The sequence below is a fragment of the Enterobacter sp. ODB01 genome (genome assembly GCF_001623605.1).
GTDB lineage: Bacteria > Pseudomonadota > Gammaproteobacteria > Enterobacterales > Enterobacteriaceae > Enterobacter > Enterobacter kobei.
This window is the reverse complement of record NZ_CP015227.1, coordinates 160,794-184,663: the sequence shown is the minus strand read 5'-3', so window position 1 is coordinate 184,663 and position 23,870 is coordinate 160,794. Positions and strand designations below refer to the sequence as shown.

Genomic DNA, 23,870 nt, shown 5'->3' with positions numbered 1-23,870 from the left:
CCCCTCCCGAAGGGGAGGGGAGACAGTTACAAACTTCCTGCCGGGCGGGTTCTTGCCGCCGAGGTTAGGGTTTTACCCATCTTTCGTCCGTCCATACTTTCCAGACGCATCTGGAACGGTGGGAACGGCATATCAATACCGTGCTCGCGGAAGCCCGCCAGAATCAGCTGGTGGATCTCGTGGCGAAGCGGCATTCGGTGCCCCATTTCGGCGGCGTAGATACGCAGCTCGAAAATCTGGATCCCCTGTTGTAAATCGACCAGGAACACTTCCGGTGCAGGGTTATCGAGCACCAGCGTGCAGCGTTCGGCAGCGGTATAGAGGATCTGCGTGACTTCTTCACTGTTAGCATCCGACGGTGCCGGCACTGTCAGCACCACACGCGTGACGGAGTCTGACAACGACCAGTTGATAAACTGCTCGGTGATAAACGCCTTGTTAGGCACGATGATCTCTTTACGGTCCCAGTCACTGATTGTGGTGGCGCGAGTGTTGATCTTCGTTACGCTACCGGTCAGATCGCGAATCGTCACCGTATCGCCTATACGAATCGGTTTTTCAAACAGGATGATCAGGCCGGACACAAAGTTGGCGAAAATCTCCTGCATGCCAAAACCCAGGCCAAACGTCAGCGCGGCGACCAGCCACTGCAGTTTAGACCACTCGATACCAATCATTGAGAAACCGACCATCCCACCAAAAAGCAATATCAGGTATTTGGTGATGGTGGTAATCGCATATCCCGTGCCGGGGGTTAAATCCAGATGCTGCAATAGCGCCAGCTCGAGCAGTGCCGGGAAGTTACGCACCAGTTGGGTGGTGATGATCAGCACCAGAATGGCAATCAGCACTGCACCCAGGGTAATCGGCTCCAGGCTTTCCACGCCCTGCACCGTGGACGTCACATCCCACAGAGAGATGTTCTCCAGGAAGCCAAACGCGGAATGAATTTCCGACCACAGGAAGATTACCGACAGGAGGGCTATCAGCATCAGGATGGAACGCACCAGCCGCAGGGACTGGGTACTGATGGCATCCAGATCCAGTTCGACCTCGTCCGCGTCTATCGTGCCTTCCGTGCTATTAACATGGTTTGACTCTTCCTCACCTCGCGCACGTTGAGCGAGGATCTCCGCCCGGCGATGCTTGGCGCGGTCAAAGGCCAGACGACGGCGCTGGATCAGCATTCCGCGGCGGATAACGTGATACACCACCAGAAGCAGGAACCAGATCGCCACCGAGGTTTCCAGACGCGCCAGTAGCGCCTTCGAGGTAGCCAGATATCCCACTGCTGCAGCCAGCATTGCAATCAGAGGGGCACTGAGCAGCAGGTTCCAGAGCAGTCGGTTAAACATGTTGTCGCCGCTACCGGATTTATCCAGATAGAGCGGTATCCCTGCACGTTTCAGGCTGAGCGTGACAATGGCCAGCGCACCGCATATCAGCATAAAGCAGAGGCGGCCCAGCGAGCCTGAGAACTCGCGGTCATCGAGATTATCAAACATGATCAGCGCCATAATCAGCGGCACAATCAGCCCGATGCTCATCAGGTAGTAGCGCATGGCGCGCGCAACGCGGTTACGTGGCCAGCCAAAGTGGGCAATGAAAAGGCCATTTGGTCGCGCGAGGGTGGCGCAGATCATCACGACCCACAGCAGCGGTACCGTGGCTGTCACGCCATCGCCAATGGCAACGGCGAGTGGATAGGGCCAGGCTTCCCGTAGCCCGTACCCGAGCGTCATCCACAGCACCGGCAGCGGAGAGGCGACAAGTATCGACCAAAACACGGTGCGCAGCGTCAGCCAGAAATGGTCCTGAGTGACTTTCCCCACCCGTGCGCTGGAACGCTCCAGGAAACGGGTAAAATGCCTGCGTGAGTAAATGCTGAATCCCACCAGAATCAACGCGCCCAGCAGCGGGAAGATGGTCTCTTTGCTGGTCAGCATCATCACGCTGGCCTGTCCCAGTTGGCTGACGGTGTCCAGCGAAATCAGACGGCGCAAATCCTGCACGATCTCGATCGGCCATGAGAAGGTCATTGGACGCACGTCGGATGTCCAGAAAAGATAACGGTGCGTTGCCTCGTTGACCTCTTTCAGCGCATCTTCCAGCTGGCTGTTGGAAACCTTGAGCTTAGTCAGCTCCAGAATCAGCGTATCGCCGCCCTGCAGCAGGGAGTTCAGCAGTTCACGCTGGGTACGCAGCTGAGCTTCCAGAATCCGGTTTTGCTCGCTGGTCAGGGGCTGGCCATCCGCCTGACGGATTTGGCGAATTTGCGGCTGCTTATTGAGGAGATCCTCAAAATGCAGTCGCTGAACGCGTAGCTGGGCCATCTCGGTATCCAGCTGCTGCGGCTTCGGCATTTCCGGCAGACGCGCAACCTGGGCACGCAGCGCCTCGCCCAGCAGGTTTGATGACCCAAGCCACTGGGACTGTTCGCGCAGGGTGTTGAGCGCCTGACGCACCTGCAGGGTTTGATTGGTCGCCTGACGTTGCTGTGAGGCAACCAGATCCATACGCTGCGCCTGCTGATTCAGTGCGGCAGAAAGCTCACGGTTGACCTTAAACTGATCGACGATGTCCGCTGGCAGGTTGGCACTGTTTTCCGCCAGCAGTTCGGTGCTTTCGAGAGCACGTTCGGCCTCGCGCTGGCGCTGGCTATTAAGCTGATTACGCAGGGCCTGAAGATACGCATCCAGCTGCTCGCTCTGCTTTTGTGCGAGTTCCGAGCGCATCCGCGACAGCTCCTGGCGGTTATTGGCGGACAGCTGCGCCAGTTCCAGTTCATCTACCAGGGCTTTCAGACGCGCCGATTCCGCCTGCAGACCAAGATTTTGTGCCTGCGCCTGCGGCGTGTTGCCAGTTTGCGTACCCACGCGGCGCTCAACTTCATTAAGCTGGCGACGGGCGTCGGTTTGCTGCTGCGGGAGCTGGCTGAGGGAGTCGGCAATTTCACGTGCACGCTCTTGCTCCTGCTGAGCCAGACGGCTCTTCTCCAGAAGCTGGCTGCTGACCTGCAGGATTTCCTGATTCAGGGCGTCCGTGGTCATGTTGGCTGGCACATCGCGCGGCTCATCACGCAGATTCGCCAGCTGCGCGCGCAATGTTTGCGATAGTTTGGGGAAGTTGTCGATAACTTGCTGATATTGCTGAGCGCGTTCAAGAGAGCCTTTCCGCTCTTCAAGCGCGTTCAGTGCGGACTGAAGCGACTCGACGGTCTCTGGCTGAGCGGGTTTGGCCGCTTTTGCCTGCTCCAGTTCCTGACTTATCTGTTTGGCGTCGGGGGCTGTCGCTGCGTACGCCCCCATGCTGAGGCACCAGGCCATCAGTAGAACGATAATCGGGCGCACGTCAGCGATCCTTCTGTTGTTAGCCTTCGTCTTTTTTGTCGTCAACCAGCGGGCTGGCGTCATGCTCGGCGTTGATCTCTTCTTGTGACAGCGGAGCAGGTTCTGCATCGGGTGTCACAAAAGTTTCGGTGGAGACTGCCAGCGGCTGGCCAAGTTTGGTCACCGACAGACTTTCAAGCTGTTCAGCCAGCTTCACTTTGCCCGGCGCAAACAGGTTGATAACGGTAGAGCCCAGCTTGAAGCGCCCCATCTCCTGACCTTTCAGCAGGGCGACAGAGCCTTCCGCTTCACCGGCAGGCCACGTCCAGCGTTTGATGATACCTTCACGCGGAGGCGTGATGGTGCCAGCCCAGACGGTTTCAATACTGCCGACAATGGTCGCGCCCACCAGAATTTGCGCCATCGGGCCAAATTCAGTATCGAACAGGCAGATGACGCGTTCGTTACGGGCAAACAGGTTCGGTACGTTCTGCGCGGTCAGGTGGTTCACGGAGAAGAGATCGCCCGGAACGTAGATCATCTCACGCAGGATACCGTTACACGGCATGTGTACGCGGTGATAGTCGCGCGGCGACAGGTAGGTGGTCGCAAACGTACCGTTACGGAACAGGTCCGCCATCAGGTAGTTACCCGCCAGCAGCGCTTCCAGGCTGTAGTTATGGCCTTTCGCCTGCAGGATTTTGTCGTCTTCGATATTACCCAGCTGGCTGATCACGCCGTCAGCGGGCATCACCAGTACGTTAGGGTCGGTGTTCAGCGGACGCACTTCATCGCGCAGCGGGCGTACAAAAAACTCGTTGAAGGTACGGTAGCTGGCGGTGTCTGGCTTCTGTGCCTCTTTCATGTCGACCTTGTAATACTTCACAAAAAGGTCGATGACCAGTTTGGTCAGCCAGCCCGCGCGTTTGCTTGCGCCCCAGCCCGCCAGGCGAGTGAGCCACAGTTTTGGCAGAATGTATTGAAGCGAAAGTTTAAATGCGTTTAACAAGGTAGCCTCCAGGCCATTGTTTTGTCGTTCCTGATCCGGCGGTAAGCCGCCGGAACCTGAAAAAAGGGGACGATTTTAGCGATGCTTAGCTTAGTTGTCAGTTGTCAGAATCAGAAAAGTTTTTACGCGTTTTTACCTGATCCATGCTCTCAAGAATGCGGTGGTAATTCTCGAAGCGGGTCTCCGCAATCTCACCTTTTTCGACCGCTTCACGGATAGCGCAACCTGGGTCGTTATCGTGTTTACAGTCGCGGTACTTGCAAGCGCCTAAATAATCATGGAATTCGACAAATCCGTTGAAGATTTGTTCCGGTTCAAGATGCCACAAACCGAACTCGCGCACGCCCGGGGAGTCGATGACATCGCCCCCGTGCGGGAAGTGATACAGGCGTGATGCGGTGGTGGTGTGCTGGCCAAGACCCGAGACATCAGACACATCATTGGTAAGGATCGCCTGCTGGAGGCCAAGCAAATTGTTCAGCAGACTCGATTTGCCCACGCCGGACTGGCCCGCAAAGATGCTGATGCGATCGGTGAGCGCCTCTTCCAGCGGTTTCAGACCATCTTTGGTATGGCTGGAGACCATCAGGACGCGATAGCCAATATTGCGATAGATATCCATCTGCTCATTGACGAAGGCCATCCCGTCGTCGTCCAGCAGATCGATTTTGTTTAATACAATGATCGGCTCAACCTGCAGCGTTTCGCAGGCGACAAGGTAACGGTCGATAATATTGAGCGAAAGCTCAGGTAAAATCGCCGAAACAATAACGATCTGGTTAATGTTGGCGGCAATCGGCTTCACGCCATCGTAGAAATCCGGGCGGGTGAGCACCGACGTGCGTTCATGCACAGCTTCAACGATACCTTTAACCGTGACCCCTTCAGCCGCCTCTTTACCCGGACGCCAGACCACGCGATCGCCGGTAACCAGTGAACGGATGGTGCGACGGATATTGCATCGGTGAATATCCCCGTCGGCGGATTCCACATCGGCATGCATACCGAAACGGCTGATGACGACGCCTTCTGTCGCTTCACCAAACAGGTTATCGTCATAATCCGGCTTCTCCGAAGTGGTTTTAAGACGGCGCTGGTGGTTGGCGTTTACGCGGCGCTGCTGCCCTTTGGAGAGTTTATTTTTACTCAATCGCGCTGGCTCCTGGTCGCCCGTAAGGGGCAAAACCTCTATGATACACTCTAATTAATACTAGTTAACCTGCTACTGCCGGTTATGCGAGAAGGGTGGAAAATAACATGAGCGCGGATGAAAACAACCTGATTTGGATCGATCTCGAAATGACCGGGCTGGATCCCGAGCGCGATCGCATTATTGAGATTGCAACTCTGGTGACGGACGCCAACCTGAATATTCTGGCCGAAGGGCCGACAATTGCCGTGCATCAGTCCGACGATCAGCTGGCTTTGATGGATGAATGGAACGTGCGCACCCACACCGGTAGCGGCCTGGTGGATCGCGTGAAGGCCAGCACGTTGGGCGATCGCGAGGCAGAACTGGCGACGCTTGAGTTCCTGAAACAATGGGTTCCGGCAGGTAAATCGCCTATCTGTGGGAATAGCATTGGCCAGGATCGCCGTTTCCTGTTTAAGTACATGCCGGAGCTGGAGTCTTACTTCCACTACCGCTATCTGGATGTCAGTACCCTGAAAGAGCTGGCGCGCCGCTGGAAACCTGAAATCCTTGATGGCTTTAAAAAGCAGGGGACGCACCAGGCGATGGACGATATTCGTGAGTCCGTGGCAGAGCTTGCGTACTACCGCGAAAACTTTATTAAGCTGTGATTTTGAGATCCGGCGCCTTGCGTGGCCGGGTTTTTGTCGTTAAATTGTTCAGCTTGCCGATTTAATAAGCATTTGAACTGAATTTCGAAAAAATCGCTTTAAGGGGGGTTGCAGCTAAAAGGATTTCTCGTATAATGCGCCTCCCGTAACGACAGAGAATTACACGTTACGACAGCAACAAAAGCAGTACAGATTTGCGGGAATAGCTCAGTTGGTAGAGCACGACCTTGCCAAGGTCGGGGTCGCGAGTTCGAGTCTCGTTTCCCGCTCCAAAATTTGAAAAGTGCTTTCACAGCACAGACTGCCCAAGCGGGAATAGCTCAGTTGGTAGAGCACGACCTTGCCAAGGTCGGGGTCGCGAGTTCGAGTCTCGTTTCCCGCTCCAAAATTTGAAAGTGCTTTCAGAGCACGGACCACCCAAGCGGGAATAGCTCAGTTGGTAGAGCACGACCTTGCCAAGGTCGGGGTCGCGAGTTCGAGTCTCGTTTCCCGCTCCAAATTCTTCTTCATATCTAAATTATCCACAGCGAAAAGAGTCGTTGGGGACGTTTTCTATTATTCCTGAAATACTCTTGTGAACAGAGTTATCCACAGATTTCGTCTTCAATCCTGACTGTGCAAAAAGTTAGCAGGGTGAATAATATCCTTGCAAGTAATTGTATAAATTAAAGAAAATTTGATTTCAAAATGTTATTGAGATCACTTGACCTCTTCTCAAGCCCAGATGGCGCTTGAGTTTTTATTTTTATACACAGGCTGTGAATAGTTCACGCATCCCGCGTAAGTCCTTTTTCGATGACCCTGACCAGCCGCTTTTTTTTCGGAAGCTGCACCTCAACCACACAGGCATTACGCTTCTCAATCTGCTGCGCAATCGCCCATTCTATGTGTTCATCAAGAAGTGGGTGCTCACCTCTACGGCTTTCAAGAGCCTGAATGTTCGCTTCATCCCACGGGGCATTACCCAGCGCGACGGCGACATTACGCAGCCAGCGCAGATGACCTATACGACGAATGGCCGAGCCTTCCGTCACTTTCAGGAACCAGGCTTCGCTCCAGGCGAACAGTTCGATGAGTTGTGGCGCATGCAGCGCCTTACGCGGGCTGAAATCCTCTTCATCCGTAAGCTGCGAATAACGGTTCCACGGGCAGATCAGCTGGCAGTCATCGCAGCCGTAGATGCGGTTGCCGATAAGCGGTCGAAACTCCTCCGGAATGGCCCCTTCCAGTTCGATAGTGAGATAGGAGATGCAGCGACGGGCATCAACGGTATAAGGCTCAACGATAGCCCCCGTCGGGCAGATGGTCATGCAGGCCACGCAGCGGCCACAGCCTTCCTCCACCGGGCCGTCTATCGGTAACGGTAAATCAATCAGCAATTCGCCAAGGAAGAAGAACGATCCGGCGTCACGGCTAAGGATAAGTGAGTGCTTACCTGTCCAGCCAAGCCCGGCTTTTTCAGCGATCGGGCGCTCAAGAATAGGCGCGGAATCAACAAAGGGTCTAAAATTCAGCGAAACACAGTGCTGCTGAATAGTTTCCCCGAGTTTTTTTAAACGGTTACGCAGAAGCTTATGGTAATCACGCCCCAGGGCGTACCGGCTAACGTAACCCAGAGAGGGATTTTTTAGCGTGCGCGCAAAAGCCGCGTTGGCAGGCAGATAGTTCATGCGCACGCTGATGACGCGCAAGGTACCCGGTAAAAGCTCGTGTGGGCGGGCACGCATCATGCCGTGACGCGCCATCCACTCCATTTCGCCGTGGTATTGTTTGTCCAGCCAGGCCTGCAGTTTTGGCTCGCTGGCGGAGAGGTCGGTGTCGGTAATACCCACCTTCTGGAAGCCAAGCTCAGCACCCCACTGTTTTATTTTTTGCGCTAACTCATTGAGATCGAGGGGCTGTGACATGACGGACCATACAGTGAAGAAAAACCCCGCAAGTATACCACATTCCATCTGGCATGCGGATGACCTCCGGCGCGCCGAAAAAGAGGCTGCAGACAGCCTCGGGATCACCCTTTATGAACTGATGCAGCGTGCGGGAGAGGCAGCATTTACCGTTGCCCGCAGCGCCTGGCCGCAATCCACCCACTGGCTGATTTTGTGCGGACACGGCAATAACGGCGGGGACGGCTACGTCGTTGCCCGTCTTGCGGTAGCTGCCGGTATTCGCGTTACGCTGCTGGCGCTGGAAAGTGATAAGCCCCTGCCGGAAGAGGCCAGCGCAGCGCGGGAGGCTTGGCTGAATGCCGGCGGTGTGATTCATGCGCCTGATATCGCCTGGCCGGAGGATGTCGATCTGATTATTGATGGTCTGCTGGGTACCGGGCTGCGCAGTGCTCCCCGCGAGAATATTGCCGCGCTGATTGAACACGCCAACAGACATTGCGCCCCGGTAGTGGCGCTGGATATCCCTTCAGGCCTGAACGCGCAAACCGGCGTGACGCCTGGCGCCGTCATCCAGGCTGCGCACACCGTGACCTTCATTGCTTTGAAGCCGGGTCTGTTAACCGGTAAAGCACGGGATGTGGTCGGCGTATTACACCATAACGCGCTCGGGCTGGAGGGCTGGCTGGCCGGGCAGGACATGCGCATCGCCCGTTTTGATGCATCGCTGCTGACTGAGTGGTTTCCGCCGCGCCGTCCGACATCCCATAAGGGCGACCACGGCAGGTTGGTGATTATTGGTGGCGATCGCGGTACGGCAGGGGCGATTCGCATGACCGGCGAGGCAGCATTACGCAGCGGTGCTGGTTTAGTGCGAATTCTCACTCGTATTGAGAACATTGCACCGATAATCACAGCCCGACCGGAGCTGATGGTGCATGAGCTTACGCCCCAGACGCTTGAGGAAAGCCTCGAATGGGCGGATGTCGTGGTCATTGGCCCAGGGCTTGGGCAACAGGGATGGGGTAAACAGGCCCTGCAAAAAGTCGAGAATTTTCGTAAACCGATGCTGTGGGATGCCGACGCGCTTAACCTTCTGGCAATAAACCCGGATAAGCGTCACAATCGCATCCTGACGCCACACCCCGGCGAAGCCGCGCGCCTGCTTAACTGCAGCGTCGCAGAAATTGAAAGCGATCGCTTACTTTCTGCTCAGCGTCTGGTAAAACGTTACGGAGGTGTTGCCGTTTTGAAAGGGGCAGGAACCGTCGTTGCCAGTGACGAGGCGCTGGGCATTATTGATGCCGGAAATGCGGGCATGGCGAGCGGCGGTATGGGCGACGTGCTTTCCGGTATCATCGGCGCATTGCTTGGACAGAAACTTCCCCTTTATGATGCAGCCTGTGCGGGCTGCGTGGCCCACGGTGTCGCGGCAGATAAACTGGCGGCGCGATATGGAACACGCGGTATGCTGGCCACCGATCTTTTTTGCACGCTACGGCGTGTTGTTAACCCGGATGTGATTGACGTAGAAAATGACTAATCGAGCGATTCCTTTACCTGATGAACAAGCCACTTTAGATCTCGGCAAGCGCGTGGCGCAGGCCTGTCAGGGGGCAACCGTCATTTATCTGTATGGTGATTTGGGGGCGGGTAAAACCACTTTCAGCCGGGGTTTTTTGCAGGCGTTAGGGCATAACGGGAATGTGAAAAGCCCAACCTACACGCTCGTCGAGCCGTACACCCTCGACAATCTCATGGTGTACCACTTTGATTTATATCGCCTTGCGGATCCTGAGGAGCTGGAATTTATGGGGATCCGTGATTATTTTGCCAATGATGCCATCTGCCTGGTGGAGTGGCCGCAACAAGGTGCGGGTGTGTTACCTGACCCGGATGTCGAAATTCACATAGATTACCAGGCACAAGGGCGTGAGGCTCGCATCAGTGCGGTTTCCTCATCAGGGTGTTCCTTACTGGCGCGTCTCGCCGGTTAAGCGTAGGGATGACGGGATGAAAAATCGCGTTAAAGGTTGGCTGTTAGCTGCTTCGGTGCTGCTGTGCGCGCAGGCCGGGGCGGCAAGCCTTTCGGATATTCAGGTGTCGAACGGCGAAAGCCAGGCCCGGATCACGTTTAGCTTTATGGGTGACCCTGAATACGCTTTTTCACAGCCAGACAGCCACAGCGTGGCGCTGGATATCAAACAGACCGGGGTGATTCAGGGGCTCCCGCTTCGGTTCAGCGGTAACAACCTGGTGAAAAGTATCCGCTCGGGTAACCCGCAGGACAGCCAGTCATTGCGCCTGGTGGTGGATCTCACCGAAAAGGGCAAAACGAAAGCGGTTAAGCAGCAAAACGGCGCGAACTATACGGTAGTTTTTACCATCAATGCCGACGTTCCGCCGCCGCCTCCGCCGCCACCGGTTGTCGCGAAACGCGTGGAGGAGCCTGTGTATACTCCGCGTCCATCGGAACCCGCGCGTAATCCGTTTAAATCGCAGAACGATCGCATTACCGCAGCAACCAGCAGCAATACGGTAACGCGTCCGGCGGCCAGTGCGCGCCGCGCGGTCAGCGGTGATAAAGTGATTATCGCCATTGATGCCGGACACGGTGGTCAGGATCCTGGTGCGATTGGCCCAGGCGGCACGCGGGAGAAAAACGTCACAATTGCCATTGCCCGCAAGCTGCGCGCGCTGCTGAATGACGATCCTATGTTTAAAGGCGTGTTGACCCGCGACGGCGACTATTTTATTTCCGTTATGGGCCGCTCAGACGTGGCGCGTAAGCAAAATGCCAATTTCCTGGTCTCTATTCATGCGGATGCTGCGCCAAACCGCAGTGCCACGGGCGCGTCTGTGTGGGTGCTGTCAAACCGCCGGGCAAACAGCGAGATGGCAAACTGGCTGGAAGAGCATGAGAAACAGTCAGAACTGCTGGGCGGTGCGGGTGATGTGCTGGCAAACAGTCAGTCAGACCCGTACCTCAGCCAGGCGGTACTGGATTTACAGTTCGGTCATTCCCAGCGCGTCGGGTATGATGTCGCCACTAACGTGTTGAATCAGCTGCAGGGCATCGGGGCATTGCACAAGCGTCGCCCGGAACATGCGAGCCTGGGCGTGCTGCGTTCGCCGGATATTCCGTCAATTCTGGTGGAGACCGGCTTTATCAGCAACAACGCCGAAGAGCGCCTGCTGGGAAGCGACAGCTATCAGCAGCAAATTGCCGAAGCGATTTATAACGGTCTGCGTAAATACTTTGACGCGCACCCGCTGCAGTCCGCGCCGTCGGGCGGAGCAGGCCAGGTGGCCAACGCTTCACTGCCGGGTGGGATGACCGCGACCAACTAAGGAGACATCATGCCGATTCAGGTTCTACCGCCGCAGCTTGCGAACCAAATCGCCGCCGGTGAGGTGGTGGAACGTCCTGCATCGGTGGTGAAGGAACTGGTGGAAAACAGCCTCGATGCGGGAGCTACCCGTATTGATATTGATATCGAACGCGGCGGGGCGAAACTTATCCGCATTCGCGATAACGGCTGTGGGATAAAAAAAGACGAGCTGGCGCTGGCGCTGGCGCGTCATGCCACCAGTAAAATTGCCTCTCTGGACGATCTTGAAGCGATAATCAGCCTCGGCTTTCGCGGCGAGGCGCTCGCCAGTATTAGCTCGGTTTCCCGCCTGACGTTGACCTCTCGTACCGCTGAACAGCAGGAAGCCTGGCAGGCATACGCCGAAGGACGCGACATGGATGTGACGGTTAAACCCGCGGCGCATCCTGTCGGTACCACGCTGGAAGTGCTGGATCTGTTCTACAACACCCCCGCCCGACGCAAGTTTATGCGTACCGAAAAAACCGAATTCGGCCATATCGACGAGATCATTCGTCGTATCGCGCTGGCGCGTTTTGACGTCACCATTAATCTCAGCCATAACGGCAAGGTGATGCGCCAGTATCGCGCGGTGGCGGAAGGCGGGCAGAAAGAGCGCCGTTTAGGGGCTATCTGCGGAACGCCATTTCTGGAACAGGCGCTGGCGATAGAGTGGCAGCATGGCGATCTCGCTTTACGTGGCTGGGTGGCCGACCCGAACGCCAGCAGTGCGGCTTTATCTGAAATTCAGTATTGCTACGTGAATGGCCGCATGATGCGCGACCGCCTCATTAACCACGCCATTCGTCAGGCCTGTGAAGACAAGCTTGGGGCCGATCAGCAACCGGCTTTTGTGCTTTATCTGGAGATCGACCCGCATCAGGTCGATGTTAACGTTCACCCCGCCAAGCATGAGGTGCGCTTCCATCAGTCGCGTCTGGTGCATGATTTTATCTATCAGGGCGTGCTGAGCGTATTGCAACAGCAGGTTGAGCCTGCATTGCCGCTGGAAAAAGACGATTCCTCACCGCGTCCCATCCCGGAAAACCGTGTCGCTGCGGGCCGCAACCATTTTGCGCAGCCTGCTGTCGCGCGAGAGCCGGAAACGCCTCGATTCTCAACCGGTGCAAGCACGACGCGTCCGACGGGAGCAAACTATCCGAACGCTCAACCCGGCTATCAAAAGCAGCAGGGGGCGTTGTACCGTAAGTTGCTGGAAACGCCTGCTGTTGAGCGCAAAGATCACGTTGCAGTGGCGACACCGTCCCTTGAAGGGCACAGCCAGAGTTTCGGGCGAGTGCTGACGATTATCGCACCGGATATGGCATTGCTAGAACGCGACGGTAAATTGCAGCTTCTGGCGTTACCGGTTGCCGAACGCTGGCTCAAACAGGCGCAACTGACGCCAGGGGAAAATGCGGCCTGTGCGCAGCCGTTATTGATCCCGGTTCGTCTGAAAATATCCACTGAAGAAACGCGGGTATTGCAGCGTACAGAGGCCCTACTGGCGCAAATGGGCATTGAAATGGTGCTCGAACCACAACATGTGACAATTCGCGCAGTGCCTTTACCCTTACGCCAACAAAATTTACAAAACTTGATTCCTGAACTGATAGGCTACCTGGCGCAGCAAACATCGTTTGAGGCCGCCAACACCGCGCAGTGGATCGCTCGCCATCTGGCCAGTGAACATACACCGTGGAGTATGGCGCAGGCGATTACCGTGCTGGCGGAGGTCGAACGCCTCTGCCCACAGCTGGTGAAAGCGCCACCGGGTGGGTTATTACAACCTGTTGATTTGAAAACGGCGATGACCGCCCTGAAACATGACTGACGTAAGTAAGGCGAGCCTGCCAAAGGCAATTTTTTTAATGGGCCCAACGGCCTCCGGCAAAACGGCGTTAGCCATTGAGTTACGCAAAGTTTTGCCTGTAGAGTTGATTAGCGTTGATTCCGCCCTCATCTATCGGGGGATGGACATTGGTACGGCGAAGCCTGGCGCAGAAGAACTGCGTGCGGCACCGCACCGTTTGCTGGATATTCTCGACCCGGCAGAGGCTTACTCCGCAGCGGATTTCCGCCGGGATGCCTTAGCCGAGATGGCCGAGATTACGGCGGCGGGACGTATACCGCTGTTGGTTGGCGGCACCATGCTCTACTTTAAGGCGCTGCTGGAAGGATTATCACCTTTACCTTCCGCAGATCCTGACGTGAGAGCAAAGATTGAGCAACAGGCGGCAGAGCAGGGATGGGACGTGTTGCATAAGCAACTGGCAGAGATTGACCCGGTTGCGGCAGCGCGAATCCATCCAAATGATCCGCAAAGGCTTTCCCGGGCACTGGAAGTTTTTTTCATTTCGGGTAAAACTTTAACGGAACTGACGCAAACGTCAGGAGACGCTCTGCCGTATCAGGTGCATCAGTTCGCCATCGCCCCGGCGAGCCGTGAACTGCTCCATCAACGAATTGAGCAGCGTTTTCATCAGATGTTAGCTTCAGATTTTGAAGCAGAAGTGCGGGCGCTATTTGCCCGTGGAGATTTGCATACGGATATGCCTTCCGTTCGTTGTGTGGGATACCGCCAGATGTGGTCGTATCTTGAAGGTGAGATTTCATACGATGAAATGGTTTATCGAGGTGTTTGCGCCACGAGACAGTTAGCGAAGCGCCAGATCACCTGGTTGCGCGGTTGGGAGGGAGTTCACTGGTTAGACAGTGAAAAACCGCAACAGGCGTTAAACGAGGTGATTGAGGTTGTTGGTGATATCGCCCACTGAATGTGTACAATTGAGACGTATCGTGCGCAATTTTTCAGAATCGCAAGGTTCTAAGTACAAAACAAGCATATAAGGAAAAGATAGAATGGCTAAGGGGCAATCTTTACAAGATCCGTTCCTGAACGCATTGCGTCGGGAACGTGTTCCAGTTTCTATTTATTTGGTGAATGGTATTAAGCTGCAAGGTCAGATTGAGTCTTTCGATCAGTTTGTGATCCTGTTGAAAAACACGGTCAGTCAGATGGTCTACAAGCACGCTATCTCTACTGTTGTTCCGTCCCGTCCAGTCTCTCATCACAGCAATAACGCTGGCGGCGGCACTGGCAGTAACTACCATCATGGCAGCAACGCGCAGGGTTCTTCAACGCCAGCGCAGGACAGCGACGAAACCGAATAAGGTTTCAGCTGTTATCCACACGGGGAGCCAGGGATCCTGCGTTCCCCGCTGATCTTTTTAGAGAGGTTTACGCTTGTTTGACCGTTATGATGCCGGTGAGCAGGCGGTGCTGGTACACATCTATTTTTCGCAAGACAAAGATATGGAAGATCTCCAGGAGTTTGAATCTCTGGTCTCTTCCGCCGGTGTCGAAGCAATGCAGGTGATTACCGGTAGCCGTAAAGCGCCGCACCCAAAGTATTTTGTTGGTGAAGGTAAAGCAGTAGAAATTGCGGATGCCGTAAAAGCAACCGGCGCGTCAGTCGTGTTGTTTGATCATGCGCTGTCTCCAGCCCAGGAGCGCAACCTGGAAGCTCTCTGCGAATGCCGTGTGATCGACCGCACGGGATTGATTTTAGACATTTTTGCTCAGCGTGCACGTACCCATGAAGGGAAATTGCAGGTTGAGCTTGCACAGCTGCGCCATCTGGCGACGCGTCTGGTGCGTGGCTGGACCCACCTTGAAAGACAAAAAGGCGGGATCGGTTTGCGCGGTCCGGGTGAAACCCAGCTCGAAACCGACCGTCGTTTACTGCGTGGCCGTATTACCCAGATCCTCTCGCGTCTGGAACGTGTAGAGAAACAGCGTGAACAGGGGCGTCGGGCGCGAACCAAAGCTGACATCCCGACCGTGTCGCTGGTGGGTTATACCAACGCCGGTAAATCCACCCTGTTTAACCAGATAACCGAGGCCCAGGTTTATGCCGCAGACCAGCTGTTTGCGACCCTGGACCCTACGCTGCGTCGTATTGACGTAGCAGACGTGGGTGAAACGGTGCTGGCGGATACCGTAGGGTTTATCCGCCATTTGCCACACGATCTGGTGGCGGCGTTTAAAGCGACGTTGCAGGAGACGCGACAGGCGACCCTGCTGCTGCACGTGATTGATGCGGCTGACGTACGCGTGCAGGAGAACATCGACGCGGTGAACGTGGTGCTGGAAGAGATTGATGCCCACGAAATTCCCACGCTGTTGGTGATGAACAAGATCGATATGCTGGAGGATTTCGAACCGCGTATCGACCGAGATGAAGAGAACAAACCGATTCGGGTCTGGCTTTCTGCTCAGGCCGGTATTGGTGTGCCACTGCTTTTCCAGGCTTTGACAGAACGTCTTTCCGGTGAGGTAGCGCAGCACACGCTGCGCCTGCCGCCACAGGAAGGCAGGCTGCGCAGCCGGTTTTATCAGCTTCAGGCGATAGAAAAAGAGTGGATGGAGGATGACGGCAGCGTGGGGATGCAGGTGCGTATGCCGATCGTTGACTGGCGTCGCCTCTGTAAACAAGAACCTGCGCTGGCGGACTATATCGTCTGATCAGAAAGGGGAAGCCTGAAAAATTCGCCCTTGCATAACAAATATGGAGCATATACATGGCGTGGAATCAGCCCGGTAATAACGGACAAGACCGCGACCCGTGGGGAAGCAGCAATAATCAAGGCGGCAACTCTGGGGGAAATGGCAATAAAGGTGGTCGCGAGCAGGGGCCGCCGGATCTGGATGATATCTTCCGCAAGCTGAGCAAAAAGCTTGGTGGCCTGGGCGGAGGAAAAGGTTCTGGCTCAGGGGGTAATTCCACTCAGAGTCCGCGCCCGCCAATGGGTGGCCGCGTAGTGGGCATTGTGGCCGCTGCGGTGGTAATCATCTGGGCAGCCAGCGGGTTCTACACCATTAAAGAAGCAGAACGCGGCGTGGTCACCCGTTTCGGTAAGTTCAGCCATCTGGTTGAGCCGGGCCTGAACTGGAAGCCGACCTTCATTGACGACGTGACAGCGGTAAACGTGGAGTCCGTCCGTGAACTGGCCGCCTCTGGCGTGATGCTGACGTCTGATGAGAACGTGGTGCGCGTTGAGATGAACGTCCAGTACCGCGTGACCGATCCTGAACGTTATCTGTTTAGCGTAACCAGCGCCGATGACAGCCTGCGTCAGGCGACTGATAGCGCCCTGCGTGGTGTGATTGGTAAATACACCATGGACCGCATTCTCACCGAAGGTCGTACCGTTATTCGTAGCGATACCCAGCGCGAGCTGGAGGAGACCATTCGTCCGTACAACATGGGTATCACCCTGCTGGACGTTAACTTCCAGGCTGCTCGTCCGCCGGAAGAGGTGAAGGCCGCATTTGATGATGCAATTGCTGCCCGTGAAAACGAACAGCAGTACATCCGTGAAGCGGAAGCGTACACCAACGAAGTTCAGCCACGTGCTAACGGTCAGGCGCAGCGTATTCTGGAAGAAGCACGCGCGTATAAGACGCAGACCATCCTGGAAGCACAGGGTGAAGTGGCTCGCTTCGCGAAGATTCTGCCGGAATATAAAGCAGCGCCAGAAATTACCCGTGAGCGTCTCTATATCGAGACCATGGAAAAAGTGCTGAGCCATACCCGCAAAGTGTTGGTTAACGACAGCAAAGGTGGAAACCTGATGGTGCTGCCGCTGGATCAGATGCTGAAAGGCGGTTCTGCGCCGGCCGCGAAAGACACCAGCGGAGCAAACAACCTGCTGCGTCTGCCGCCAGCGTCATCGGGCAGCGCCAGCGCGAACACAACGCCTTCTTCGAACGATGGTGACATTATGGACCAACGCCGTGCTAACGCGCAGCGTAACGACTACCAGCGTCAGGGGGAATAAGGATGCGTAAGTCAGTTATTGCGATCATCGTCATCGTACTGGTCGTGCTGTATACCTCGATCTTTGTGGTGAAAGAGGGCGAGCGTGGGATCAAGTTCCAGTTCAGCAGCGTCGTGCGTGACAGTGACAAACGTCCGGTGATTTACGAACCGGGTCTGCACTTCAAGGTGCCGTTCATTCAGTCAGTGAAAACGCTGGATGCGCGTATCCAGACTATGGATAACCAGGCTGACCGTTTCGTGACCAAAGAGAAGAAAGACCTGATCGTTGATTCCTACATCAAATGGCGCATCAGCGATTTCAGCCGTTACTTCCTGGCAACCGGCGGTGGCGACGTTTCTCAGGCGGAAGTGCTGCTGAAACGTAAGTTCTCTGACCGTCTGCGTTCTGAAATTGGTCGTCTGGATGTGAAAGACATCGTGACCGACTCCCGCGGTCGTCTGACCCTGGAAGTGCGCGATGCGCTGAATTCCGGTACAGCGGGCACGGAAGACGAAGTGGAAACGCCAGCAGCGGATGACGCGATTGCGAAAGCAGCTGAACGCGTTCAGGCTGAAACCAACGGTAAAGTGCCGGTGATCAACCCGAACAGTATGGCTGCGCTGGGTATCGAAGTGGTTGACGTGCGTATCAAGCAGATCAACCTGCCAGCTGAAGTGTCCGAAGCGATCTACAACCGTATGCGCGCCGAGCGTGAAGCGGTAGCCCGTCGCCACCGTTCACAAGGCCAGGAAGAGGCTGAGAAGCTGCGTGCGGCAGCGGACTACGAAGTTACCAAGACGCTGGCGGAATCTGAGCGTCAGGGCCGTATTCTGCGCGGTGAAGGTGATGCGGAAGCGGCGAAGCTGTTCGCTGATGCCTTCAGCCAGGATCCCGACTTCTACGCCTTTATCCGTAGCCTGCGTGCTTACGAGAATAGCTTCCAGAGCAACCAGGATGTGATGGTGCTCAGCCCGGACAGCGATTTCTTCCGTTATATGAAGACGCCGACTAACGCAACACGATAAACTCTGGCACGTTTGAGTATTCAAACCACCGCTCCCTCCGGAGCGGTGGTTTTCTTTTATAAGGAATAAAAATGAATTCAACCATTTGGCTGGCGCTGGCCCTGGTGTTAGTGCTGGAAGGCCTGGGACCGATGCTTTATCCGCGTGCCTGGCGCCGCATGATCGCGACCATGAGCCAACTTCCGGATAATATTTTGCGCCGTTTCGGCGGTGGACTTGTGGTTGCTGGCATCGTTATCTACTACATGTTGAGGAAAACGATTGGCTGATCAAAAAGTGGTCGGATTTGGCGTATTTTGAGGTCAAAAAGTGCTGTATATCTGAAAAAGCGATGGTAGAATCCATTTTTAAGCAAACGGTGATTTTGAAAAAAATGGGTAACAACGTCGTCGTACTGGGCACCCAATGGGGTGACGAAGGTAAAGGGAAGATTGTTGATCTTCTGACTGAACGGGCTAAATATGTTGTACGCTACCAGGGCGGTCACAACGCAGGCCATACTCTCGTAATCAACGGTGAAAAAACCGTCCTCCATCTTATTCCATCAGGCATTCTTCGCGAAAACGTCACCAGCATCATCGGTAACGGCGTTGTGCTGTCTCCCGCTGCGCTGATGAAAGAGATGAAAGGTCTGGAAGACCGTGGTATCCCTGTTCGTGAGCGTCTGCTGCTCTCCGAAGCCTGCCCGCTGATCCTGGATTATCATGTGGCACTGGACGTCGCGCGTGAGAAAGCACGTGGTGCGAAAGCGATCGGTACGACCGGTCGTGGTATCGGCCCGGCTTATGAAGATAAAGTGGCACGTCGCGGTCTGCGCGTGGGCGATCTCTTCGACAAAGCCACCTTCGCTGAAAAACTGAAAGAAGTGATGGAATATCACAACTTCCAGCTGGTGAACTTCTACAAAGCTGACGCTGTTGACTACCAGAAAGTGCTGGATGACGTCATGGCGATTGCAGACATTCTGACCGGTATGGTTGTTGATGTGTCCGATCTGCTGGACCAGGCGCGCAAGCGTGGCGATTTCGTCATGTTCGAAGGTGCGCAGGGTACGCTGCTGGACATCGACCACGGTACCTATCCGTACGTAACCTCTTCTAACACCACCGCAGGTGGCGTGGCGACCGGCTCTGGCCTGGGTCCACGTTATGTCGATTACGTTCTGGGCATCATCAAAGCTTACTCCACGCGTGTGGGGGCAGGTCCATTCCCGACCGAGCTGTTCGATGAAACCGGCGAGTTCCTCTGCAAGCAGGGTAACGAGTTTGGCGCGACCACCGGTCGTCGTCGTCGTACCGGCTGGCTGGACGCGGTTGCTGTGCGTCGTGCCGTGCAGATCAACTCCCTGTCTGGCTTCTGCCTGACCAAGCTGGACGTGCTGGACGGCCTGAAAGAAGTGAAAATCTGCGTCGGCTACCGTATGCCTGACGGTCGTGAAGTGACCACGACTCCGCTGGCCGCTGATGACTGGGAAGGCATTGAGCCAATTTACGAAACCATGCCGGGCTGGTCTGAGACCACTTTCGGTGTGAAAGAGCGTAGTGGCCTGCCACAGGCGGCGCTGGATTACATCAAGCGTATTGAAGAACTGACCGAAGTGCCGATCGATATTATTTCTACCGGCCCGGATCGTACTGAAACGATGATCCTGCGCGACCCGTTCGACGCATAATCTTCGTGAATGCTGGCCTGCGGGGAAACTCGTAGGCCGGATAAGCGTAGCGCCATCCGGCGACCGCTCCTGGATCTCCGCTTTTTCGCCCCGTCTGTCAAATAAATTAGCCGCTATCTATCTGGCTGGTTTATCATCATTAATGAATATCTCTGCGGTTTGACCGCGTTTTCCCTTTTTCCTGAGGTTGATGTGCAGTTAACAAGTTTCACCGATTACGGCTTACGTGCGCTGATTTACATGGCGTCGTTACCCGATGGGAAGATGACCAGTATCTCTGAAGTGACGGAGGTATACGGCGTATCTCGTAATCATATGGTCAAAATAATCAATCAACTTAGTCGTGCCGGATACGTTGCTGCCGTCCGCGGGAAGAATGGGGGGATCCGTCTCGGTAAACCGGCGCAGAGTATTCGCATCGGGGATGTGGTACGCGAACTGGAGCCCTTGTCTCTGGTGAACTGCAGCAGTGAGTTTTGCCACATTACACCCGCTTGCCGCCTGAAACAGGCGCTTTCTAAGGCTGTGCAAAGTTTTCTCAAGGAACTGGATAACTACACGCTGGCCGATTTGGTTGAAGAGAATCAACCGCTTTATAAATTATTGCTGGTGGAATGAAGAAAATTTCCACCGGAGCTGACAACGGAGGAACCGACATGTCACAAGATCCTTTCCAGGAACGCGAAGCCGAAAAATACGCGAATCCTATCCCCAGCCGCGAGTTCATCATTGAACACTTAACAAAACGCGAAAAACCCGCCAATCGTGAAGAACTTGCCGTTGAATTAAATATTGAAGGTGAAGAGCAAATTGAAGCCCTTCGCCGTCGCCTGCGTGCCATGGAGCGCGACGGGCAACTGGTCTTTACCCGCCGCCAGTGCTACGCGCTGCCTGAACGCCTCGACTTGCTGAAAGGCACCGTGATTGGGCACCGTGATGGCTTTGGCTTCCTGCGCGTGGAAGGCCGCAAAGATGACCTGTATCTGTCATCTGAACAGATGAAAATGTGTATCCACGGCGACCAGATCCTGGCGCAGCCGCTGGGTGCTGACCGTAAAGGTCGCCGGGAAGCGCGCGTGGTGCGCGTACTGGTGCCAAAAACCAGCCAGATTGTTGGCCGTTACTTCACTGATGCGGGTGTGGGCTTTGTGGTGCCGGACGACAGCCGTCTGAGCTTTGACATCCTGATCCCGCCTGAAGAGGTGATGGGCGCACGCATGGGCTTTGTGGTTGTGGTAGAACTCACTCAGCGCCCAACGCGTCGCACCAAAGCGGTTGGTAAAATCGTGGAAGTCCTGGGCGATAACATGGGCACTGGCATGGCCGTTGATATGGCATTGCGCACCCATGAGATCCCCTACATCTGGCCGAAAGCGGTTGAAGATCAGATCGAAAGTCTGCGTGAAGAAGTGCCGGAAGAGTCCAAAGTGGGCCGCGTGGATCTGCGCTCCCTGCCGCTGGTCACCATTGATGGCGAAGATGCCCGCGACTTCGATGATGCCGTTTACTGTGAGAAAAAACGCGGTGGCGGATGGCGTCTGTGGGTGGCGATTGCGGACGTGAGCTACTATGTTCGCCCGCACACCCCGCTGGATAACGAAGCGCGCAGCCGTGGTACCTCGGTGTATTTCCCCTCTCAGGTAATACCAATGCTGCCGGAAGTGCTCTCTAACGGCCTGTGCTCCCTGAACCCGCAGGTTGATCGCCTCTGTATGGTGTGTGAGATGACCATCTCCACCAAAGGGCGCTTAACCGGCTACAAGTTCTATGAAGCGGTCATGAGTTCCCATGCGCGTCTGACCTATACCAAGGTCTGGCATATGCTGCAGGGCGACCAGGATCTGCGCGAACAATACGCGCCGCTGGTCAAGCATATTGAAGAACTGCATAACCTCTACAAAACGCTGGATCAGGCACGCGAAGAGCGCGGCGGGATCTCGTTCGAGAGCGAAGAAGCGAAGTTTATCTTCAACGCAGAGCGTCGCATTGAGCGTATCGAGCAGACCCAGCGTAATGATGCGCACAAGCTGATCGAAGAGTGTATGATCCTGGCGAACATCTCGGCAGCGCGTTTCGTTGAGAAAGCCAAAGAGCCGGCGCTGTTCCGTATTCACGATAAGCCGTCAACGGAAGCCATCACCGCGTTCCGTTCAGTACTGGCGGAACTGGGTCTGGAGCTGCCTGGCGGCAACAAGCCTGAACCGCGCGATTACGCCGAGCTGCTGGAGTCCATTGGCGACCGTCCTGACGCAGAAATGCTGCAGACGATGCTGTTGCGTTCGATGAAGCAGGCGATTTACGATCCGGAAAACCGGGGACACTTCGGCCTGGCGCTGCAGTCTTACGCGCATTTCACCTCGCCGATCCGTCGCTATCCTGACCTCTCTCTGCACCGCGCGATCAAGTATCTGCTGGCGCAGGAGCAGGGCCATAAAGGGAACACTACCGAAACCGGCGGTTACCACTATTCGATGGAAGAGATGCTGCAGCTCGGTCAGCACTGTTCCATGACCGAGCGTCGTGCTGATGAAGCCACGCGCGACGTAGCGGACTGGCTGAAGTGTGACTTTATGCTGGACCAGGTGGGCAACGTCTTTAAAGGCGTGATTGCCAGCGTGACCGGCTTTGGTTTCTTCGTGCGTCTGGACGAGCTATTTATCGACGGTCTGGTGCACGTCTCCAGCCTGGATAACGACTACTACCGCTTCGACCAGGTTGGTCAACGCCTGATTGGCGAATCGGGCGGCCAGACCTACCGTCTGGGCGACCGTGTGGAAGTGAAAGTTGAAGCCGTGAATATGGACGACCGTAAAATCGACTTCAGCCTCATCTCCAGCGAGCGTGCGCCGCGTAACGTCGGTAAAACCGAGCGTGAACGGGCGAAAAAAGGCGGAAACGGTAAACCGGGCGGCGGTAAACGTCGTCAGGCGGGTAAGAAGGTAAACTTCGAGCCAGACAGCGCGTTCCGCGGCGAGAAGAAGCAAAAGCCGAAGGCGGCGAAGAAAGACGCTCGCTCAGCGAAAAAACCTTCTGCGAAGACGCAGAAAATCGCTGCTGCCACCAAAGCAAAACGTGCAGCGAAGAAAAAACAGGCGGAGTAAGTTCCGCCCCTCACCCTGACCCTCTCCCCAGGGGGGAGAGGGGAAAGAACAGTCATAATGAGAACCATCAATGAGTGAAATGATTTACGGCATCCACGCGGTGCAGGCCCTTCTCGAGCGCGCACCGGAGCGTTTTCAGGAAGTGTTTATTCTGAAAGGGCGTGAAGACAAACGTCTGATGCCGCTGATCCACGCGCTGGAAGCGCAGGGCGTGGTGATCCAGCTGGCGAACCGTCAGTACCTGGATGAGAAAAGTGAAGGCGCGGTTCACCAGGGCATTATTGCCCGCGTGAAGCCGGGCCGTCAGTATCAGGAAAACGATCTGCCGGATCTTATTGCCGCACTGGATAACCCGTTCTTCCTGATCCTTGATGGCGTAACCGATCCGCACAATCTCGGCGCATGCCTGCGTAGCGCGGATGCGGCAGGTGTGCATGCTGTGATTGTACCGAAAGATCGCTCCGCGCAGTTGAACGCGACGGCGAAGAAAGTGGCCTGCGGCGCAGCGGAAAACGTTCCGCTGATCCGCGTAACCAACCTGGCGCGTACCATGCGTCTGCTGCAGGAAGAGAATATCTGGATCGTCGGTACCGCGGGTGAGGCAGATCATACTCTGTACCAGAGCAAAATGACCGGACGTCTGGCGCTGGTGATGGGGGCGGAAGGTGAAGGTATGCGCCGTCTGACGCGCGAGCACTGCGACGAGCTGATCAGCATCCCGATGGCGGGCAGCGTGTCGTCCCTGAACGTGTCTGTGGCGACGGGCATCTGCCTGTTTGAAGCGGTGCGTCAGCGTAGCTGATTTTCGCCCGATGGCGCTTCGCTTACCGGGCCTGCGTTTTTGTAGG

The 23,870-nt window shown here is 55.6% G+C and carries 19 protein-coding genes and 3 tRNA genes; 18 read left to right on the top strand and 4 right to left on the bottom strand.

From position 1 onward, the window contains the following. Nucleotides 1-26: 26 nt before the first annotated feature. From mscM to rsgA, 3 genes are all read right to left on the bottom strand, one after another. Nucleotides 27-3,350, bottom strand: coding sequence for a miniconductance mechanosensitive channel MscM (gene mscM, locus A4308_RS00845; RefSeq protein ID WP_023331844.1), 3,324 nt, complete (start codon nucleotides 3,348-3,350; stop codon nucleotides 27-29). Between the two features lie 19 nt (nucleotides 3,351-3,369). Beyond that, nucleotides 3,370-4,338 (bottom strand): archaetidylserine decarboxylase, encoded by a 969-nt coding sequence (gene asd / locus A4308_RS00840; protein ID WP_023331845.1) that lies wholly within the window; start codon nucleotides 4,336-4,338, stop codon nucleotides 3,370-3,372. 97 nt (nucleotides 4,339-4,435) lie between these two features. After that, a complete protein-coding gene (rsgA, locus tag A4308_RS00835) occupies nucleotides 4,436-5,488 on the bottom strand; it encodes a small ribosomal subunit biogenesis GTPase RsgA (protein ID WP_014882220.1) in 1,053 nt (350 codons plus the stop codon). Nucleotides 5,489-5,595: 107 nt separating this feature from the next. Here rsgA and orn point away from each other — a divergent pair, with 107 nt between their 5' ends. The 4 genes from orn to A4308_RS00815 all read left to right on the top strand — a co-directional run bounded on the left by orn (nucleotide 5,596) and on the right by A4308_RS00815 (nucleotide 6,638). After that, a complete protein-coding gene (orn, locus tag A4308_RS00830; RefSeq protein ID WP_014882221.1) occupies nucleotides 5,596-6,141 on the top strand; it encodes an oligoribonuclease in 546 nt (181 codons plus the stop codon). A gap of 196 nt (nucleotides 6,142-6,337) precedes the next feature. After that, nucleotides 6,338-6,413 (top strand) — tRNA-Gly (locus A4308_RS00825). A gap of 37 nt (nucleotides 6,414-6,450) precedes the next feature. After that, nucleotides 6,451-6,526 (top strand) — tRNA-Gly (locus tag A4308_RS00820). A 36-nt stretch (nucleotides 6,527-6,562) separates the two neighbouring features. After that, nucleotides 6,563-6,638: transfer RNA gene (locus A4308_RS00815), tRNA-Gly, on the top strand. A gap of 270 nt (nucleotides 6,639-6,908) precedes the next feature. On the opposite strand, the gene queG is transcribed toward A4308_RS00815, so the two are convergent. Next, nucleotides 6,909-8,048, bottom strand: coding sequence for a tRNA epoxyqueuosine(34) reductase QueG (queG, locus tag A4308_RS00810; RefSeq protein ID WP_045134427.1), 1,140 nt, complete (start codon nucleotides 8,046-8,048; stop codon nucleotides 6,909-6,911). Between queG and nnr the strand changes: the two genes are divergently transcribed. The 14 genes from nnr to rlmB all read left to right on the top strand — a co-directional run bounded on the left by nnr (nucleotide 8,047) and on the right by rlmB (nucleotide 23,824). After that, a complete protein-coding gene (gene nnr, locus A4308_RS00805; RefSeq protein ID WP_045134426.1) occupies nucleotides 8,047-9,570 on the top strand; it encodes a bifunctional ADP-dependent NAD(P)H-hydrate dehydratase/NAD(P)H-hydrate epimerase in 1,524 nt (507 codons plus the stop codon). The genes queG and nnr overlap by 2 nt on opposite strands. Beyond that, nucleotides 9,563-10,024, top strand: a complete 462-nt coding sequence (gene tsaE / locus A4308_RS00800; RefSeq protein ID WP_014882224.1) for a tRNA (adenosine(37)-N6)-threonylcarbamoyltransferase complex ATPase subunit type 1 TsaE — start codon at nucleotides 9,563-9,565, stop codon at nucleotides 10,022-10,024. Before nnr ends, tsaE begins: the two co-directional genes overlap by 8 nt. A gap of 16 nt (nucleotides 10,025-10,040) precedes the next feature. Next, nucleotides 10,041-11,378, top strand: a complete 1,338-nt coding sequence (gene amiB / locus A4308_RS00795) for an N-acetylmuramoyl-L-alanine amidase AmiB (protein ID WP_045134425.1) — start codon at nucleotides 10,041-10,043, stop codon at nucleotides 11,376-11,378. A gap of 9 nt (nucleotides 11,379-11,387) precedes the next feature. After that, a complete protein-coding gene (gene mutL / locus A4308_RS00790; RefSeq protein ID WP_063308449.1) occupies nucleotides 11,388-13,232 on the top strand; it encodes a DNA mismatch repair endonuclease MutL in 1,845 nt (614 codons plus the stop codon). Further along, nucleotides 13,225-14,175, top strand: a complete 951-nt coding sequence (gene miaA / locus A4308_RS00785; RefSeq protein ID WP_032629682.1) for a tRNA (adenosine(37)-N6)-dimethylallyltransferase MiaA — start codon at nucleotides 13,225-13,227, stop codon at nucleotides 14,173-14,175. The genes mutL and miaA overlap by 8 nt, the downstream gene beginning before the upstream one ends. 85 nt (nucleotides 14,176-14,260) lie before the next feature. Continuing rightward, nucleotides 14,261-14,572 (top strand): RNA chaperone Hfq, encoded by a 312-nt coding sequence (gene hfq / locus A4308_RS00780; RefSeq protein ID WP_008502919.1) that lies wholly within the window; start codon nucleotides 14,261-14,263, stop codon nucleotides 14,570-14,572. Between the two features lie 73 nt (nucleotides 14,573-14,645). Continuing rightward, a complete protein-coding gene (gene hflX, locus A4308_RS00775; RefSeq protein WP_023331851.1) occupies nucleotides 14,646-15,926 on the top strand; it encodes a ribosome rescue GTPase HflX in 1,281 nt (426 codons plus the stop codon). 56 nt (nucleotides 15,927-15,982) lie between these two features. Further along, nucleotides 15,983-17,242 (top strand): FtsH protease activity modulator HflK, encoded by a 1,260-nt coding sequence (gene hflK / locus A4308_RS00770; protein WP_014882229.1) that lies wholly within the window; start codon nucleotides 15,983-15,985, stop codon nucleotides 17,240-17,242. Nucleotides 17,243-17,244: 2 nt separating this feature from the next. Then, nucleotides 17,245-18,249, top strand: a complete 1,005-nt coding sequence (hflC, locus tag A4308_RS00765) for a protease modulator HflC (protein WP_013095290.1) — start codon at nucleotides 17,245-17,247, stop codon at nucleotides 18,247-18,249. 71 nt (nucleotides 18,250-18,320) lie between these two features. Then, a complete protein-coding gene (locus A4308_RS00760; RefSeq protein WP_003855996.1) occupies nucleotides 18,321-18,518 on the top strand; it encodes a DUF2065 domain-containing protein in 198 nt (65 codons plus the stop codon). Between the two features lie 104 nt (nucleotides 18,519-18,622). Continuing rightward, a complete protein-coding gene (locus A4308_RS00755) occupies nucleotides 18,623-19,921 on the top strand; it encodes an adenylosuccinate synthase (protein ID WP_006178975.1) in 1,299 nt (432 codons plus the stop codon). Nucleotides 19,922-20,113: 192 nt separating this feature from the next. Continuing rightward, nucleotides 20,114-20,539 (top strand): nitric oxide-sensing transcriptional repressor NsrR, encoded by a 426-nt coding sequence (gene nsrR, locus A4308_RS00750; protein ID WP_014882230.1) that lies wholly within the window; start codon nucleotides 20,114-20,116, stop codon nucleotides 20,537-20,539. A 38-nt stretch (nucleotides 20,540-20,577) separates the two neighbouring features. Further along, nucleotides 20,578-23,022, top strand: coding sequence for a ribonuclease R (rnr, locus tag A4308_RS00745; RefSeq protein ID WP_014882231.1), 2,445 nt, complete (start codon nucleotides 20,578-20,580; stop codon nucleotides 23,020-23,022). Nucleotides 23,023-23,092: 70 nt separating this feature from the next. After that, nucleotides 23,093-23,824 carry a 23S rRNA (guanosine(2251)-2'-O)-methyltransferase RlmB gene (gene rlmB, locus A4308_RS00740; protein ID WP_023331853.1) on the top strand — a complete coding sequence of 244 codons (732 nt, stop codon included), beginning with the start codon at nucleotides 23,093-23,095 and terminating at the stop codon, nucleotides 23,822-23,824. Nucleotides 23,825-23,870: the final 46 nt, after the last annotated feature.